Origin of the sequence: Roseivivax lentus (assembly GCF_900156805.1) — a bacterium.
Taxonomy (GTDB): domain Bacteria; phylum Pseudomonadota; class Alphaproteobacteria; order Rhodobacterales; family Rhodobacteraceae; genus Roseivivax; species Roseivivax lentus.
In genome coordinates this window covers 407,688-424,176 of the sequence record NZ_FTOQ01000001.1, presented here as the reverse complement: position 1 = coordinate 424,176, position 16,489 = coordinate 407,688, and the positions used below count along the sequence as shown (strand labels likewise).

Here is a 16,489-nt window from a genome sequence, read left to right as displayed (position 1 = left end):
CTAGGCGAAGCCGGGCTCTCCGTGCCACAGAAGGGCAGCACCGACACCACCGGGACGGCCGATGAACATCCTCTGCATCCACCAGAACTTCCCCGGACAATACAAGCACCTCGCCCCGGAACTGGTGCGCCAGGGCCATCAGGTCACGGCCCTGACCCCCAAGGTGAAAAAGCCCACCATGTGGCAGGGAGTGCGCATCCTGCCCTACGAGATCACCGGCAAGTCCACCAAGGACATCTTCCCGCTGCTCGCGGATTTCGAGACCAAGCTCCTGCGCGCGACGGCGTGTTATCGCGCCGCTCTGGGGCTGCGGCAGCAGGGCTATCTGCCCGACGTGATCCTCGCCCATCACGGCTGGGGCGAGCCCCTGTTCCTGAAGGATATCTGGCCCGAGGCGCGGATGGGTCTCTATTGCGAGCTCTACCACCTGTCGGATCCACTCTTTTCCGCCTTCGATCCGGAATTTCCGCCGAAGGTCGCGGCGGACGTGCCGCTCAAGCTGCGGATGAAGAACATCAACAACCGCCTGCACGAAGAGATCATGGATGCGGGCCTCAGCCCCACGCGTTTCCAGGCGGACACCTTCCCGGAGCGGTTCCAGGACCGGCTGCGGGTGATCCACGACGGCGTCGATACCGACCTCGTGCGCCCGAACCCCGATGCGGCGCTGACGCTGGAGGACGGAACCATGCTGACGCGGGACGACGAGGTAATTTCCTTCATCAACCGCAATCTCGAGCCGTTCCGGGGCTATCACGTCTTCATGCGCGCGCTGCCGCGCCTTCTGCGCGAACGGCCCAAGGCGCGGGTCGTGCTGCTGGGCGGCGACGAGGTCAGCTACGGCGCCCGGGCGCCCGGCGGGCAAAGCTGGAAGCAGATCTTCATCGACGAGGTGCGCGGCGAGATCCCCGATGCCGACTGGGCGCGCGTGCATTTTCTCGGGCGGGTGCCGTATGCCCGCTACCTTGCGCTGATCCAGGTGGCGCGGGTGCATGTCTACCTGACCTATCCCTTCGTGCTGAGTTGGTCGCTGCTGGAAGCGATGAGCGTGGGCGCCGCCATCGTGGCGAGCGACACGCCGCCGGTGCGCGAAGTGCTGGAGGACGGCGTTCAGGGCTGGCTCACGGATTTCTTCGACGGTCCGGCGCTGGTCGAGAAGGTGTCGCGCCTTGCCGAGGATGCGGCGGCGCGCAAGGCGCTGGGTGCGCGGGCGCGGGCGCATGTGGTGGAGAATTACGACCTGCGCACGCGCTGCCTGCCGCAACTGGTCAAATGGGTCGAGGACCTGTCGGCGCGGTCTTCGCGTCCGCCGATGGATTGAGGCGCGGGGCGGCACACGCCCCGCGGATCATGCGCTCGGGCCACACCGTCAGTAACGGGAATCCCGCTGCCGCAGCTGCCGGGCGCGGGTCAGGATCGCATCCTCGACCGCGAGCACCGTCGCGGCGCTGGCGGGGCCGGAGCGGGTCATCAGCGCGACGTTCAGCGACCGCGCATCGAGCGCAGGATCGGAGACATAGACCGTCGCGCGATAGGCGCGCCCGCCCCCCGGCGGCGTCCCGTAGCCGGTGGAGATGACCCCGGTGAACGGATCGACATTGTCGAGCGGCAGGAAGCTCAGCGTCTCGAGCGCGGCATTCCAGATGTAGCGGTTGACCGAGCCCACATTCTCGGCGTCCTGGCTGCCGCGGAAGAAATCCCAGATCGTCGACGAGGGCGGACCTTCGTCGCCGTAGATTTCCTGGTCGAGGATCTCCTGCGCCGGACGGGTTTCAACCGGCGGGGCGGCGGGGTCGCGCTGGAACATGCCGCAGCCTACGAGAAGCGCCGAAAGGCCGATCAGACCGAACGCGTTTGCGATCCGCTTGGCTGTCATGTCTGGTCCCTTCCACCTATGCGTCGCAATATTCCTTACTAGCCGCGCCCTGCCGGAACAAGTCGTCAATGGTTTCCGCCGTTTCGGGCATTTGTCCGGCCGCCCCGGAACCGCGCGGGCGACACGGTCCGCAGGCCCGCGGCGCCGTCCGGCCCGTCCCCGCAGGGCCTTGTGGCGGGGGTGTGAAATCCTTGTGGCAAATGTGCATCACGGACATGAATGTTCCGAAGGCCCCGGCGGGTCCGCTTGCAACCCCCGCCCCCCTCGGCGCATAGAAACCGCATCAAGGCCGGATATCCGGATTGGTACGTGCCTTACGAACACATGAGGGAAACAATGAAAAAGCTTCTTCTTGCATCGACCGCGCTCGTTGCAACTGCAGGCGTCGCATCGGCTCAGGACATCGCACTGTCCGGCTTTGCAGAAATGGGTATCTTCGGCGGCGAAGACATCGACACCCAGTTCTTCACCGACATCGACGTCACCTTCACCATGTCCGGTGAAGCAGACAACGGCCTGACCTTCGGCGCCAACGTCGATCTCGACGAGTCCGATGGCGGCACCGACAGCTGCACGCTGACCGACGCACCGGGCCTGGCCGACAACTTTGCCGGCGGCACCGAGGTTTGCACCATCGATGCTTCGTCGGGCTCGTTCGCTGCGGCCCGTCAGGGCGGTGAGTCGATCTTCGTCTCCTTCGGCGGCGTGACCCTGACCATGGGCGACACCGACGGCGCACTCGACGCACGCGTTCCCGAGATGGCCCTCGCAGGCGGCTCGCTCGCAGACGACGAGACCATCCACGGCGGCTACGACGCTGGCGAAGCCTTCGAAGGCGGCCTGCTGAACTCCGGCGACGGCCAGATCGCACGTCTCGACTACGCGATCGGCGCCATCACGGCATCGCTCTCGGCTGAGCAGGAAGCAAACGGCGCAGACGACAGCGACGACATCTTCGCAGTCGGCTTCAGCTACGCGGCCAACGTCGGCGGCGTCGACCTGAACGCAGGCATCGGCTACCAGGCGCAGGAAGACAACGCAGAGATCGTCTCCGTTGCTCTGACCGGCGGTCTGGCCAACGGCCTGTCGCTCGGCGTGACCTACAGCGCGTGGGACATCGACGACGACAACACCGGCGCTCTCGCAGGCGCAGATGATGCAAACCACGTCGGCGTCGGCATCGGCTACACCATGAATGCCCTGGCCATCGGCCTGAACTACGGCATCTACACCATCGACGAGGACGACACCTCCGAAGGTTACGGCCTGGCCGCAACCTACGACCTCGGCGGCGGCTTCCAGCTGCGCGCTGGCTACGGCTACACCGAGACGGACATCGGCGGCGTCGAGGACGACTCCGACACCTTCTCGCTGGGTGCACGCATGAACTTCTAATCTCCCCCGGAGATTGGATGAGAGAGCGGGTCTTCGGGCCCGCTCTTTTCTTTTGCGCGGATGCCACCTAGACCGAAGGCATGGCCCGCAACCCGAACCAGACCGCCCGAACCGGAGAGCTGACGGCCCGCTACCAGGCGGGTCTTGCGGCATTGCAGGCCGGACGGCTGGGCGAGGCGCGCACGACCTTCGAGGCGCTGGACAAGGCGCGCCCGGATCAGCCGGAAATCCAGTTCCAGCTGTCGCGCGTGGCGCATCTTTCGGGCGACCATGCCGCGCGCGCCGCCTATCTGACCCGCGCATTGGCGCTGAAACCCGACGAGCCCGCGCTGCTGGACGCCGCCACCGACGCCTACGCGGCCGCGGGCGATGCCGACGCCGCGCTGGCCGCCCATGACGGGCGCATCAGGGCTGCGCCGTCGAAGATCGGACCGCGCGCGGACAAGGCGCTTTATCTCCAGCGGATCGGGCGGTTCGACGAGGCCGAGGCGATCTTCCGCCACCTCCTGCGGCGTCATCCGCGCGAGGGATCGCTGTACCGGATGTTCTTCGCGGGCCAGAAGATCGGCGCGGACGACCCGCTCCTGCATGCCTTGCGCAAGACGCTGAACAACCCGAAAACCACCGACGAGGCCCGCGCGCAGGCGTATTTCGCCATGGCCAAGGCGCTGTTCGATCAGGACCGGGGCGCCGAGGCCTTCGCCGCGCTGCACAAGGCCAACGGGCTGCAGCGCCGGATGGCGCCTTATGACGACGCCGCACGCCGGGCCGAGCAACTGGCGATCCGCGCAGCACAGGAGGGCGCGGACCTCGCGCCTGTCGGCGATCCCGAGGCGCCGCATCCCGTCTTCGTCACCGGCATGCCCCGGTCGGGCACCACGCTGGCCGAACAGATCATCGCCGCGCACAGCGAGGCGACCGCCGGGGGCGAGCTCGCCCATGCGCTGAAACTGGTCTGGTCGGACTTCGTGAAGAACGGGCAGATGGCGCCCCTGCGCGCCATCCCCGAGGCGCAGATCGCGGAGTTTGCCCGCGCCTACCGCGCCCTTGCGCGGCGCGATACCGGCGCGCGGGCGGGCGTCTTCACCGACAAGTCGATCCAGAACCACCTGATCTACGGCTACCTGTCACGGGCCCTGCCGGGCGCGCGGTTCATCGTGATCCACCGCGATCCGCGCGACATCGCGCTCTCGATCTACCGCAATCACTTTACCACGGGCAGCCATCGCTACGGCAACGACCTGCGCGATATCGCAAGCGCGATCAAGGACTTCCGCGCCAGCATCACCTATTGGAAAGGCCGCCTCGGCGATCGGCTGGTCGAGGTGCGCTACGAGGACCTGGTGCATTCGCCGGAGCCCGAGGCGCGCCGGCTGATCGCGGCGGCAGGGCTTGAATGGGAAGAGGCCTGCCTCAGCTTTCACAAGTCGAAAGCGGCGGTGAAGACGCTCAGTATCGCGCAGGTGCGCCAGCCGATCCATGCCGGGCGCGCGGCGGCCTGGACCAAATTCGAGACAGAACTGGCCCCGTTCATCGCGGCCTGGGGAGACACGCCATGGGACTGAAAGAGATCAACGACCGCATCGCCAAGGCCGCCGCGGAAGCGGGCCGGGACGCCGGCGACATCCACCTGATCGCCGTATCGAAAGTGCAGCCCAATGAGCGGGTCGAGGCCGTTCTGAAGGAAGGTCACCGGCTCTTCGGCGAGAACAAGGTGCAGGAGGCCGAGGGCAAGTGGCCCGCCTTCCAGGAGACCTATCCGGACGCGAAGGTGCATCTGATCGGCCCGCTGCAATCCAACAAGACCCGCCGGGCGATGGAGCTCTTCTCGGCCATCCATTCCGTCGACCGTCCGAAACTCGCCAAGAGCATCGCGCGCATCGCGCAGGAACTGGGTGCCTGCCCGGATATCTTCCTGCAGGTCAATACCGGCGAGGAAGACCAGAAGGCCGGGATCGGCCCGGACCGGATCGACGGCTTCGTGCAGGAATGCCGGGACCTCGATCTGCCGGTCGTCGGGCTGATGTGCATTCCGCCGGTGGAGGAGACGCCGAGCCTGCATTTCGCGCTGCTGAAGAAGCTCGCGGAGCGAAACGGCTTGGACGGCCTCTCGATGGGCATGTCCGGCGATTTCGAGGAGGCCATCGGGCTCGGGGCGACACACATCCGCGTGGGCTCCGCGATCTTCGGCGAACGGGTCTACGACTAGCGCCACGCCCGACGCCTTCCGCGGATGGGTGACATCGCCGGGAGGCGCTTCTATAAGGCGCGCAAATTCATGTACGAGACGAGGAGACACCCATGACGATCCAGGTTTTCGGCCACAAATCGCCCGATACCGATTCCACCGGCAGCCCGATCATCTGGGCGTGGTACCTGAACGAGATCAAGGGCCAGAAGGCCGAGCCGGTGCTGCTGGGCCAGCCCAACACCGAGGCCGCCTTCATGCTGGAGCGCTGGGGCCTGACCATGCCGCGCGTTCTCGGCAAGCTCGATGACGGCGCGCCGGTCGTCATCGTCGACACCAACAATCCCGCCGAACTGCCCGAGAACATCAACAGCGCCGATATCCAGGGCATCATCGACCACCACAAGCTGGTGGGCGGGCTCGAGACCAAGGGTCCGATCGAGATCCGGGTCGAGCCGCTGGCCTGCACCGCCACGATCATGTGGAAGATGATCGGCAAGGACATGGCACAGGCGCCGAAAGAGATCAAAGGCGCGATGCTGACCTGCATCCTGTCCGACACGCTCGAATTCCGCTCGCCCACCACGACGCAGGAAGACAAGGCCATCGCGCATGCGCTGGCCGAGGATCTGGGGCTCGATATCTCCGCCTATGCCGCCGAGATGTTCGCGGCCAAGTCCGACGTGTCGGAATTCTCCGATGCCGAGCTGATCCGGATGGATTCCAAGGAATACACCGTGGACGGTGTGAAACTGCGCGTCTCGGTGCTGGAAACCACCGCGCCCGAGCAGGTGCTGTCGCGCAAGGACAGCCTGATGGCCTCGATGAAAGAGGTCTGCGCCGAGGACGGTGTCGACGAGGTGACGCTGTTCATCGTCGATATCCTGAACGAAGAGGCGACGATGCTGATCCCGAACGACCGGGTGAAGACCATCGCCGAGAAGAGCTTCGACGCGACAGTCTCGGGCGACACGGTGGTCCTGCCCGGCGTCATGAGCCGCAAGAAGCAGATCATCCCGAACCTGAAGGCGTAAGCGCCAGGCGAAACGGTATCTGGAAACGCCGGTCTTCAGGGACCGGCGTTTTTCGTGCCCGGATCCGGCGCTCCAGCGCCGGTCCGGCGGAGCGGCGCAGCGACGGCTGGCCAGTGCGCTTTATCTCGTCACGTCATCGCATCGGTCGCGCGATGCGCTGGCGGGACCAAAGCGCCGATCCGGTGGGGCCGGACCGGCGCTGGAGCGCGGCGGCTGCCAAGGCAGCCTTGTTCCGCACTCCCCGGCGCGCCGAACAACCGGCAATCCGCAAATCGCGGGAGTGGGAAGCGCTGCGCGGCCCTTTTCGGCTCTTCCAAGCGCCGTCCTTCCCATTCCCCGATCACCGGCCTAGGAAGACACCAACCCACAAGGAGCCGCCCCCATGTCCCAGATCGTCCGTTCGCTGTCCGATATCGCCGCGCCCTATGATGCGCTTTTCGTCGACCTCTGGGGCTGCGTGCATAACGGCGTGCGGGCCTATGACGACGCGATCACGGCGCTGCAGGCCTTCCGCGCCACCGGCGGCAAGGTCGTGCTGCTCACGAATGCGCCGCGCCCGCGCGACAGCGTCGCCCGCCAGATCGCCAAGCTCGGCGTGCCCGAGGACGCCTGGGACACCATCGCGACCTCGGGCGACTCGGCGCGCGCGGCGATGTTCCGCGGGGCGGTGGGCCAGAAGGTCTGGTTCATGGGCGAGGCGCATGACGAATCGTTCTTTTCGCCGCTGCATCTGGTCGCAGACCCGGTCGAGATCACCCGCGTCGATCTGGAAGACGCCGAGGGCATCGTCTGCTGCGGGCCCTTCGATCCGCATGCGGACCCGTCCACGCTGCGCCCGCAGCTTCTCTATGCCAAGCAGAAGCGGCTGAAACTGCTCTGCGCCAACCCCGATATCGTCGTCGATCGAGGCGAGACGCGGGAATGGTGCGCGGGGGCGGTCGCCCGGCTCTATACCGAGATGGGCGGCGAGAGCCTCTATTTCGGCAAGCCCCATCCGCCGATCTACGACCTGGCGCGGAACCGGCTGGCCGAGCTGGGCGTCGCGCCGTCCGACGCCAATATCCTCGCCATCGGGGACGGGCCGCAGACCGATATCGCGGGCGCAATCGGCGAGGATATCGATTCGCTCTTCATCACCGGGGGCCTCGCCGCGGCGGATACCAGGACCGAGGCGCAGCCCGATCCGGACGCGCTGGCGGCCTATCTGGCGAAGGAAGGCATCTCGCCGACCTATTCCATCGGCTTCCTGCGCTAGGCGCGGGCCGCCCGGCCACTGCGCCCCGGGCGCCACAGACCTTCTGACTAAGACCAAAGCCGCCTTGCTTTACGCGCTTGCCAAGCAATATTATTGCGGGTAAGGCGGCGTTGCCGCGCATTTTGTTACCCAGCGATCCCGCAGCGGCGCTCAGGAGGCCAGCCCATGTTCGACAATCAGCCGCGCGGCACGATCCCGATCGAGGATATCGAGATGGGCATGACCCGGTATCTCCAGAAGGAGATCACCGATCAGGACATCGAGATGTTCGCCGATGTCTCGACCGACCGGAACCCGGTGCATCTGGACGAGGGCTATGCCCGGGACACGATCTTCGGCGGGCGCATTGCCCATGGCATGCTGACGGCGGGCCTCGTCTCGGCGGTGATCGGCGAGCAGCTGCCCGGCCACGGCACCGTCTATCTGAGCCAGACGCTGAAGTTCCTCGCCCCGGTGCGCCCGGGCGACATGGTCCATGCGGAGGTGACGGTGACCGGCATCGAGATGGGCAAGCGTCGGGTGACCATGTCGTGCCATTGCGCCGTCGACGGCAAGAAGGTCCTCGTGGGCGAGGCGACGGTCCTCGCGCCGACCCGCAAGCTCGACTGATCCGCCACGGCCCGGAGGCGGCACGCCGCTGCTTGCACAGGCCCCGCCGCGCCGCTACTTCCCGGGCATGCGCATTCTCCGCGATCACCGTTCCATCCCCCCCGAGGCCCGCGGCGCCAGCGCGGCCATCGGGAATTTCGACGGCGTGCATCTGGGCCATCGCTCGGTGCTCGACCTCGCGCGGGAGGCTGCGCCCCACGCGCCCCTCGGCGTGCTGACCTTCGAGCCGCATCCGCGCGAATTCTTCGCCCCCGACGCCCCGCCCTTCCGGCTGACCTCGGCGGCGGCGCGGGCGTCGCGGCTGGCAAAGCTCGGCGTCGAGACGCTGTTCGAACTGCCCTTCGACAGGGCCCTGTCGCAGCTTTCGCCCGAAGACTTCGCGCGCGATGTGCTGGCCGAGGGCCTCGGACTGTCGCACGCGGTCGTCGGCGCGGATTTCTGCTTCGGCAAGGGCCGCGCGGGCACCGCGCAGGACCTCGTCGCCTTCGGGCAGGCCATGGGGTTCGGCGTCACCATCGCGACGCTGATGACGAACGGCACGGGGCAGATTTCCTCGACCGCGATCCGCGAGGCGCTGAGCGCGGGCCGCCCGCGCGATGCCGCCGACCTTCTGGGCCACTGGCACCGCATCGAGGGTCCGGTTCTGCATGGCGAGAAGCGCGGACGCGATCTGGGCTATCCCACCGCCAACATGTCCATCGACGGGCTGCACCCGCCACGCTTCGGGGTCTACGCGGTGCTGGTCGATATCCTCGACGGGCCGCATGCGGGCACCTATCACGGCGCGGCCTCGGTGGGCGTGCGGCCGATGTTCGGCGAGAACCGCGCGAATATCGAGACCTACCTCTTCGACTTCAAGGGCGACCTCTACGGCGCGCACCTCTCGGTGGGTCTCGTGGAGTTCCTGCGGCCCGAGGAAAACTTTGACAGCGTCGAGACCCTCATCACCCAGATGGAACGCGATTGCGCCGAGGCGCGCGCGATCCTGTCCAGCCTGTGATCCGGCCATGAGCGACGACCCGATCGACCGCGACGGCCTGTCCCCCCGCTTCTGGGAGCGCAAGCCGCTTTCCAAGATGAACGCGGCGGAATGGGAGGCGCTGTGCGACGGCTGCGGGAAATGCTGCCTCAACAAGCTCGAGGACGAAGAGACCGGCCAGGTCGACCTGACCCGCGTCGCCTGCCGCCTGTTCGACGATGCGACCTGCCGCTGCGCGCAATACGACACCCGCCACAGCTTCGTGCCGGAATGCATCGTGCTGAGCCCCGAGACCCTCGAGCAGCACGCCTACTGGCTGCCGCGCACCTGCGCCTACCGCCTGCTGCATCTCGGTCGGCCACTCTACGATTGGCACCCGCTGATCTCGGGCCGGGCCGAGAGCGTGCACGAGGCCGGCGTATCGGTGCGCGGCATGACGGTGCCCGAGTTTGAAGTCGACGACGATGCGTGGGAAGACCACATCATCGACGAACCCCATTGATTGCGAGCCCTCCCCGATGTTCTTTGCCTCCGACAATTCCGGCCCCGTGCCGCAGCAGATCCTCGATGCGCTGACCCAGGCCAATCACGGCTTCACGCCGGGTTACGGCAATGACGATCTGAGCCGCGAGGTCGCAGGGCAGCTGCGCGATCTCTTCGAGGCGCCGGAGGCGGCGGTGTCGCTCGTGGCGACGGGCAGCGCCGCCAATTGCCTCGCGCTGGCGAGCTTCGTGCAGCCCTGGGACGCGATCTTCTGCACGCCGCCCGCGCATATCGAGGAAGACGAGTGCAACGGGCCGGAATTCTACACCGGCGGCGCCAAGCTGCGCCTCGTGGGTGAGAGCGACAAGTTCGACCCCGCCGAGCTGGAGGCCGCGATAAAGGGCACCGGCGGATCGGTGCACAACGCCCAGCGCGGCGCGGTGTCGATCACCCAGGCCACCGAAAAGGGCCATATCTACAGCCTGGAGGAGCTGCGCGCGCTCTGCGACCTCGCGCATGCGCACAAGCTGCCGGTGCATCTGGACGGGGCGCGCTTTGCCAATGCCTGCGTCGCGCTGGATTGCACGCCCGCCGAGATGACGTGGAAGGCCGGTGTCGACGTGGCGGTCTTCGGCGGCACCAAGAACGGGCTGATGGGGGTCGAGGCGGTGATCTTCTTTGATCCCGGGAAGGCCTGGGAATTCGAGCTGCGCCGCAAGCGCGGCGGGCACCTGTTCTCCAAGCACCGTTACCTGGCCGCGCAGATGCATGGCTACCTCAGGGAAGGGCTGTGGCGTGATCTGGCGGAGAAGGCCAATGCCAAGGGCGCGCGCCTTGCCGAGGGGCTGCGCGGGATCGAGGCCGTGCGGCTGAAGAACGACCCGCAGGTCAACATGATCTTTCTCGAGATGCCGCGCCGCCTGCATGCCCGCGCCTTCGAGGCCGGGGCCTATTACTACACCCATGCGGATGTGACCGAGGGCGATCCGGACGAAATGGTGGGCGCGCGGCTGGTCACCGACTGGTCCGTCGCTGATGCGGAGATCGACCGTTACGTGGATATCCTGAAGCGCGCGTAAGGCGCCTGCGGGGCGGGTTGCGGCCCGCCTTGCGCGCTGGTCTCGTCCGGCAAAGTGAACACGTGTGCCGGCCGCCCCGTGACGGGGCAGCCCGAATGGCTGGCTGACCGCCCCGTGGCGTCAGCCGCCCCGCGGGCCCATCAGTTCATCTGAAAATGCGGCTCGTAGCTGCCATCGTTGAACTGGCCGAAGAGGTCCGGAATATCGGGATGGTCCACCGGTTCACCGGAATAATCCGCGACGAGGTTCTGTTCCGAGACGTAAGCCACGTAGAAGCTCTGGTCGTTCTCCGCGAGCAGATGGTAGAACGGTTGCTCCTTCGCGGGACGGCTCTCCTCGGGGATGGACTCGTACCATTCGTCGGTGTTGGAAAACTCCGGGTCCACGTCGAAAACGACCCCCCGGAACGGGTGGCGGCGATGGCGGACCACTTGGCCCAGCTTGTATTTCGCGCGTTGTGTATGCATGGGCATGATCCTCTATCGTCCAAACTTAGCGCTTTCAACGCCGCTTTGTCCATTTTTCCGCCCTAGTTTTGCCGGAAACACATTGTGCAGCCGTTCCGGACAAAGATTCGTCGCCCCGCACCGGCCGGGCTGTCGGGCGAAGATCAGCCAGTCGCCTGTGCCGCAGCCCGCCCTGCCCGGTTTGTGATTTCCCCCCGGGACGTTTTTCGCTAAACTCGCATCTAAGAGCCGTAAACGGCCGATAAAGAGCGAGAGGCAGATGAGCAGTTTCTTTCGCGCACTCGTGATCGTGTTGCTGGCGGCATCCTGTGGCGGCGGCGGCGGACCGAAATCCGCGCCTTCCGACCTGGACAATGCCTGCTCGATCCTGAGAGAGCGCCCCCAATATTACCGTGCATTCCGCGCCGCCGAACGCAAATGGCGCGTGCCCGTCCATGTGCAGATGGCCACCATCTACCAGGAAAGCAAGTTCATCGGCGATGCGCGCACCCCGTTCCGCTACCGGCTGGGCGTGATCCCGGTCGGGCGTCAAAGCTCGGCCTTCGGCTACAGCCAGGCGCTGGACGGGACCTGGAAGGAATACCAGGACCAGCATGGCGGGCGCCGGACCCAGCGTGACGACATCAGCGACGCCACCGATTTCATGGGCTGGTACATGGCGCAGACGACCGAGCAGCTGGGCATTTCGCCCTATGACGCGCGCAACCAGTACCTCGCCTATCACGAGGGCCGCACCGGCTTCCGCCGGGGCAGTTACAACTCGAAAAGCTGGCTGCTGCGGGTGGCCGACGAGGTCGGGCAGCGCTCGCTGGTCTACCAGGCGCAGCTTCAGGGCTGCCGCTACGCGCGCTGAAGCGCCGCACCCCGCCCGCCCTGCGCGACGGCGCGGGACGGGCGCTTGGCCGGGCCGCTGAGCGCTAGTTCGCCGCGGCGATCGCCTGGTCGATGTTGAAGAGCGCGTTGGGCAGCGATTTCTTCTGCAGCGCGCCGAGGATCACGGTCGTCGTCTGGCCGTTCTGATCGGTCACGATCCACTGGCGCAGCTCGACCGGATCATCGGTGAACTTCATCTCGATCGTGCCGTATTCGGGACGCCGGGGATCGCGCGCGGTCACCGTGGTCGCCGTGCCGTCATAGCTGTGGCCGACCACCACGCCCGGTTCGCCGAGATTGACGTTCGGCGCGAGGATGATCGACAGCGGCGTCTGGCCCAGCGGATAGGTCTCGGTGCTGCCGACGCGGCGGTCGATGACGACCACCGTGCCCCGCCCGGCCATCACCAGCGCCTGTTCGGGCGGGTTGTAGTCGAAGCGCATCTTGCCCGGCCGCGACAGCGACACCTCGCCCGTGGAAATCGTGCCGTCCGCGTTGACCTGCGTGAAATCGCTCTGCGCGGTGCGGATGGAATTGAGGTAGCTGGAGATCTGACCGAGGCCCAACTTCTCGGCGGAGGCGGGCGCGGCGAGCCCGAGACTCAGCGCGAGCGCGGCAATGAACCCTGTGAAACGCATGAATGGTCGTCCTTTGGTTGCGTGTCTTGCCATCGATATGGGGCACAACCCGCCGATATGCGATAGCGACGCCCGGCCATGTGATGAAAGCGGCATGGGATTGCCGGGGGTGCGTCCGGATCGGTGAGCGCTCCGGCCCGACGGCGTCACAAGGCGCGCGTGGCCGCGGCGCCTGCCCGCGGGGTGGCGCCGCGGCCAGTGAAGGTCAGAGTATTATCTCACTAAGTCAATACCTTGAATGAGCGGCGGTTTGCCCCACCAAAGCGCCAGCCCGCCATTCCAGAGGCGTGAACCACCGAGTGGCGCACCCAAGCTGCGAGGACGGGCAGGCGCGGGAGCACTGCGGCTGCCAAAGCCGCCTTGCGCCCGCGCCCGGGGTTCCGAGCCCGAACCACGCCCGACCCGATCCGCGCCTTCGCGTGACAGTTCACAGCGGGGGGCGCGTGAAAGCCCCGGGAACGACCCGGCGATCAGACCGGCTCGGGGATCAGGATCTCGCGCTTCCCCACGTGGTTCGCGGCGGAGACGACTCCGTTCTCCTCCATCTGCTCCACCAGCCGCGCGGCCTTGTTGTAGCCGATGCCGAGCTTGCGCTGGATGTAGGAGGTCGAACATTTGCGATCCCGCGCGACGATCTCGACGGCCTCGTCGTATTGCGCGTCCTCGCTGCCGGTATTCCCGCCCGTGGAGAGGCCCAGCACGGCGTCGATATTCTCGGCCTTCTCCTCGGCGGGGCCCTCCACCACGCCGCCGACATAGGAGGGCGGACCGAAGGCCTTGAGGTGGTTCACCACCTCCTCGACCTCTTCGTCCGACACGAAGGGGCCATGACAGCGGGTGATCTTCGCGCCACCCGCCATGTAGAGCATGTCGCCCTGGCCCAGAAGCTGCTCTGCGCCCATCTCGCCCAGAATGGTCCGCGAATCAATCTTGGACGTCACCTGGAAGGAGATACGCGTCGGGAAGTTCGCCTTGATCGTGCCGGTGATGACGTCGACCGACGGGCGCTGCGTGGCCATGATGAGGTGGATACCACTCGCCCGCGCCATTTGCGCGAGGCGCTGGATGCAGGCCTCGATCTCCTTGCCCGCGACCATCATCAGGTCCGCCATCTCGTCGACGATGACGACGATATAGGGCATCTTGCGGGGCTCGAATTCCTCGGTCTCGAAGACGGGCTCTCCGGTCTCGTCGTCGAAGCCCGTCTGGACGGTGCGCGAGAACATCTCGCCCTTCTTCAGCGCATCCTCGACCCGGCCATTGTAGCCGTCGATGTTGCGCACGCCCATCTTGGACATCTTGCGATAGCGGTCCTCCATCTCGCCCACGACCCATTTCAGCGCCACGACGGCCTTCTTGGGATCGGTGACGACGGGCGACAACAGATGCGGGATGCCGTCATAGACGCTGAGTTCCAGCATCTTCGGGTCGATCATCACCATGCGCAGGTCGTCGGGCGTCAGCTTGTACAGCAGCGACAGGATCATCGTGTTGATCGCCACGGACTTGCCCGAACCGGTGGTGCCCGCGATCAGGAGGTGGGGCATCTTGGCGAGGTTCGCGACCATCGGATCGCCGCCGATATCCTTGCCGAGCGCGAGCGGCAGGCGCTGGGTGCCGTCGCCATAGGAGCGCGACGAGAGGATCTCGCGGAACGACACCATCTCGCGATTGTCGTTGGGCAGTTCGATGCCGATCACCGACCGCCCCGGCACGGTCGAGACCCGCGCCGAGAGCGCCGACATCGACCGCGCGATGTCGTCCGCAAGCCCGATCACGCGGGATGCCTTGAGGCCCGGCGCGGGCTCCAGCTCGTACATGGTGACGACGGGGCCGGGGCGGACGGAGACGATCTCTCCCTTCACGCCGTAATCGTCGAGCACGACCTCGAGCATGCGGGCGTTCTCCTCGAGCGCCTCGTCGGAGAGATGATGCCGCTCGATCCGGTCGGGATTGGCCAGAAGCGACAGCGGCGGCAGTTCGAAATCGTCGGAATTGTCCTCGAAGGCGAGGCTCGGCTGCGCTTCGGCGCGGGCGCGCCGGGAGGGCTGCACCGGCTTGCGCGCGGCGGGCTGGACGACCTTTTTCGGCTGCGCCACCGGCACGACCGGGCGCTCCACCGCCGGTTGCGGGGCGTAATCGCCGAAATCGGGCGCGATGTAGTCGTCCTCTTCGAACCACGGATCCTCGACATCGATGAAGCGGTCGGATTCGGGGGCGGGCGGCACGGCGGCGGGCTGCCGCGCAAGGACGCGCTGAGCGGCGGGATCGGGCACGTTGCTCCCCGCGGCCAACGTCCCGGCGGCAGAGGCCGCCGTCGCGACAGCGGGCGCGACCGGCACGGCGCCGGAGGTGAGCGGCGGCTCGGGGCGCAGACCCACGGGCGCGGGGCTGTAGATCAGCGGATCGGGACGGCGGCCCCGGCCCTTGGTCAGCGGCGCCTCGGTGACGATGCGCGCCTCGGGGGTGCGGCGCAGCTTGGCCTTCACCGCGTCGGCGATCTTGGCCGAGACGCGGGCATCCTCGGGCATGTCCATGTCGGGCGCGAGATCGGGCTCGATCAGCTCGGGCTCGGGGTCGACGGGGACACTGCGCGGCATCAGCCGCGACAGGAAGGAGCCGCGTTCGGGCTGTGCCGACACCGGATCCTGCGGCGCGAACTGCGCCGCATCGGCGCGGGATGCGGCCATGGACGGCGCGGCGGGCAGCGCGGAGGGCGCGGCGGGCGCCGTGGCGCGCAGCGTGGGTTCGCGGCGCGCGGTCAGCTGCGGCTCCGCCCGGATCACCCGGTCCGAGGGGCCCGTGGCGGCGCGGGCCTGCGTGTAGGGCACATGGGATTGCGCGGCGGCGAATGCCTGGGCCTGCGCGTTCTCTTCGGCGCGGGCCTGCCGGCGCGCCTCATGGGCCGATTGCACCGCCTGCGCGCCGCGCATCGCGCCGTGGGCGCCCTGCCCCAGCACGCGCAGAACCGTCGCATAGGCCATCACGAGGCCGATCATCGCCACCCGCGCGGCATGCGACAATTCCCGTTTGGTGAAGCCCAGCACGAAGGTGCCGAAGACCAGCACGAAGCCTCCGAAGACGAGCATGGCAAGCTTCAGCGACGCCCCGGCCCCGAGCGGCAGGAAGGTCAGCACCGACCCCATCGCCATGTCGCCGAAAAGACCGCCCATGCCGAAGCTGTGGGTCCAGTCCGGCCCCGGCATCTGGCCCGCCGCGAAGACCGACAGAAGGGCGATCCAGATCGGCGCGAAGATGACCCGGCCCATGGCGCGCTCTTCCCCGCGATGCAGGATGAGGCGCAGGCCCCAGACCACGAGCACGGCGGCAATCGCCCAGGAGCCGCGCCCGACGATCATGTAGAGCGGTGCGGCGACCGCCGCGCCGAGCTTGCCCATCCAGTTCTGCACCGGCGCATCCGTGGCGGCGATCCAGGACGGATCGGACGGCGCGTAGGAGCCGACCATCGCCGCCGCCATCAGCCCGATGGCGACGAGCAGGATGCCCAGAAGTTCCTTGCCGCGCTTTTCGATCGCCGCCTGCATCTCGCTGTCAAACAGCGGTTCGCGTCCCCGTGCCGGATAAGCCATTCATCGCCTCGTCTTGGTCTTTT

Annotated in this window: 15 protein-coding genes; 11 read left to right on the top strand and 4 right to left on the bottom strand. The window is 67.1% G+C overall.

The genetic code is table 11. The features are described 5' to 3' along the window. The first annotated feature begins 61 nt into the window (after window positions 1-61). Window positions 62-1,321: a glycosyltransferase gene (locus BW990_RS01950; protein ID WP_076444444.1), complete on the top strand. Its 1,260-nt coding sequence runs from the start codon at window positions 62-64 to the stop codon at window positions 1,319-1,321. A gap of 48 nt (window positions 1,322-1,369) precedes the next feature. Here BW990_RS01950 and BW990_RS01945 read toward each other — a convergent pair whose 3' ends face one another. After that, window positions 1,370-1,876: a DUF3576 domain-containing protein gene (locus tag BW990_RS01945; RefSeq protein WP_076444442.1), complete on the bottom strand. Its 507-nt coding sequence runs from the start codon at window positions 1,874-1,876 to the stop codon at window positions 1,370-1,372. 336 nt (window positions 1,877-2,212) lie between these two features. Here BW990_RS01945 and BW990_RS01940 point away from each other — a divergent pair, with 336 nt between their 5' ends. The 9 genes from BW990_RS01940 to BW990_RS01900 all read left to right on the top strand — a co-directional run bounded on the left by BW990_RS01940 (window position 2,213) and on the right by BW990_RS01900 (window position 10,898). Beyond that, window positions 2,213-3,271, top strand: coding sequence for a porin (locus BW990_RS01940; RefSeq protein WP_076444440.1), 1,059 nt, complete (start codon window positions 2,213-2,215; stop codon window positions 3,269-3,271). An 80-nt stretch (window positions 3,272-3,351) separates the two neighbouring features. Further along, window positions 3,352-4,836 carry a tetratricopeptide repeat-containing sulfotransferase family protein gene (locus BW990_RS01935; RefSeq protein ID WP_083950427.1) on the top strand — a complete coding sequence of 495 codons (1,485 nt, stop codon included), beginning with the start codon at window positions 3,352-3,354 and terminating at the stop codon, window positions 4,834-4,836. Further along, a complete protein-coding gene (locus tag BW990_RS01930; RefSeq protein ID WP_076444438.1) occupies window positions 4,827-5,480 on the top strand; it encodes a YggS family pyridoxal phosphate-dependent enzyme in 654 nt (217 codons plus the stop codon). The genes BW990_RS01935 and BW990_RS01930 overlap by 10 nt, the downstream gene beginning before the upstream one ends. Window positions 5,481-5,572: 92 nt before the next feature. Then, window positions 5,573-6,493, top strand: coding sequence for a manganese-dependent inorganic pyrophosphatase (locus BW990_RS01925; protein ID WP_076444436.1), 921 nt, complete (start codon window positions 5,573-5,575; stop codon window positions 6,491-6,493). A 382-nt stretch (window positions 6,494-6,875) separates the two neighbouring features. After that, window positions 6,876-7,748, top strand: a complete 873-nt coding sequence (locus BW990_RS01920) for a TIGR01459 family HAD-type hydrolase (protein ID WP_076444434.1) — start codon at window positions 6,876-6,878, stop codon at window positions 7,746-7,748. 165 nt (window positions 7,749-7,913) lie between these two features. Further along, on the top strand, window positions 7,914-8,357 hold the full coding sequence (locus tag BW990_RS01915) for a MaoC family dehydratase (RefSeq protein ID WP_076444432.1): 444 nt from the start codon (window positions 7,914-7,916) through the stop codon (window positions 8,355-8,357). A 67-nt stretch (window positions 8,358-8,424) separates the two neighbouring features. Then, window positions 8,425-9,357, top strand: a complete 933-nt coding sequence (locus BW990_RS01910) for a bifunctional riboflavin kinase/FAD synthetase (RefSeq protein WP_076444430.1) — start codon at window positions 8,425-8,427, stop codon at window positions 9,355-9,357. 7 nt (window positions 9,358-9,364) lie between these two features. Then, window positions 9,365-9,838 (top strand): YcgN family cysteine cluster protein, encoded by a 474-nt coding sequence (locus tag BW990_RS01905; RefSeq protein WP_076444428.1) that lies wholly within the window; start codon window positions 9,365-9,367, stop codon window positions 9,836-9,838. Between the two features lie 16 nt (window positions 9,839-9,854). Further along, a complete protein-coding gene (locus BW990_RS01900) occupies window positions 9,855-10,898 on the top strand; it encodes a threonine aldolase family protein (protein ID WP_076444426.1) in 1,044 nt (347 codons plus the stop codon). Between the two features lie 140 nt (window positions 10,899-11,038). Here BW990_RS01900 and hspQ read toward each other — a convergent pair whose 3' ends face one another. Next, the gene (hspQ, locus tag BW990_RS01895; RefSeq protein WP_076444424.1) at window positions 11,039-11,365 is read right to left on the bottom strand and encodes a heat shock protein HspQ; all 327 of its coding nucleotides are present in this window, start codon (window positions 11,363-11,365) and stop codon (window positions 11,039-11,041) included. Between the two features lie 259 nt (window positions 11,366-11,624). On the opposite strand from hspQ, the gene BW990_RS01890 reads away from it, so the two are divergent. Beyond that, on the top strand, window positions 11,625-12,218 hold the full coding sequence (locus BW990_RS01890; RefSeq protein ID WP_076444422.1) for a transglycosylase SLT domain-containing protein: 594 nt from the start codon (window positions 11,625-11,627) through the stop codon (window positions 12,216-12,218). Between the two features lie 64 nt (window positions 12,219-12,282). Here BW990_RS01890 and BW990_RS01885 read toward each other — a convergent pair whose 3' ends face one another. Together BW990_RS01885 and BW990_RS01880 are read right to left on the bottom strand one after the other, a co-directional pair. Then, entirely contained in the window at window positions 12,283-12,876 is a 594-nt protein-coding gene (locus BW990_RS01885; protein WP_076444420.1) for a LolA family protein, read from the bottom strand. Between the two features lie 470 nt (window positions 12,877-13,346). Beyond that, complete coding sequence (locus BW990_RS01880) at window positions 13,347-16,466, bottom strand: DNA translocase FtsK (RefSeq protein WP_076444418.1); 3,120 nt, start codon at window positions 16,464-16,466, stop codon at window positions 13,347-13,349. Window positions 16,467-16,489: the final 23 nt, after the last annotated feature.

Excerpts from the sequence above, each read along its gene's own strand:
- hspQ (WP_076444424.1), bottom strand. The coding sequence starts at position 11,365 with ATGCATACACAACGCGCGAAATACAAGCTGGGCCAAGTGGTCCGCCAT.
- BW990_RS01880 (WP_076444418.1), bottom strand. The coding sequence starts at position 16,466 with ATGGCTTATCCGGCACGGGGACGCGAACCGCTGTTTGACAGCGAGATG.
- BW990_RS01950 (WP_076444444.1), top strand. The coding sequence starts at position 62 with ATGAACATCCTCTGCATCCACCAGAACTTCCCCGGACAATACAAGCAC.
- BW990_RS01920 (WP_076444434.1), top strand. The coding sequence starts at position 6,876 with ATGTCCCAGATCGTCCGTTCGCTGTCCGATATCGCCGCGCCCTATGAT.
- BW990_RS01945 (WP_076444442.1), bottom strand. The coding sequence starts at position 1,876 with ATGACAGCCAAGCGGATCGCAAACGCGTTCGGTCTGATCGGCCTTTCG.
- BW990_RS01890 (WP_076444422.1), top strand. The coding sequence starts at position 11,625 with ATGAGCAGTTTCTTTCGCGCACTCGTGATCGTGTTGCTGGCGGCATCC.
- BW990_RS01940 (WP_076444440.1), top strand. The coding sequence starts at position 2,213 with ATGAAAAAGCTTCTTCTTGCATCGACCGCGCTCGTTGCAACTGCAGGC.
- BW990_RS01925 (WP_076444436.1), top strand. The coding sequence starts at position 5,573 with ATGACGATCCAGGTTTTCGGCCACAAATCGCCCGATACCGATTCCACC.
- BW990_RS01900 (WP_076444426.1), top strand. The coding sequence starts at position 9,855 with ATGTTCTTTGCCTCCGACAATTCCGGCCCCGTGCCGCAGCAGATCCTC.
- BW990_RS01885 (WP_076444420.1), bottom strand. The coding sequence starts at position 12,876 with ATGCGTTTCACAGGGTTCATTGCCGCGCTCGCGCTGAGTCTCGGGCTC.
- BW990_RS01905 (WP_076444428.1), top strand. The coding sequence starts at position 9,365 with ATGAGCGACGACCCGATCGACCGCGACGGCCTGTCCCCCCGCTTCTGG.
- BW990_RS01930 (WP_076444438.1), top strand. The coding sequence starts at position 4,827 with ATGGGACTGAAAGAGATCAACGACCGCATCGCCAAGGCCGCCGCGGAA.
- BW990_RS01910 (WP_076444430.1), top strand. The coding sequence starts at position 8,425 with ATGCGCATTCTCCGCGATCACCGTTCCATCCCCCCCGAGGCCCGCGGC.
- BW990_RS01935 (WP_083950427.1), top strand. The coding sequence starts at position 3,352 with ATGGCCCGCAACCCGAACCAGACCGCCCGAACCGGAGAGCTGACGGCC.
- BW990_RS01915 (WP_076444432.1), top strand. The coding sequence starts at position 7,914 with ATGTTCGACAATCAGCCGCGCGGCACGATCCCGATCGAGGATATCGAG.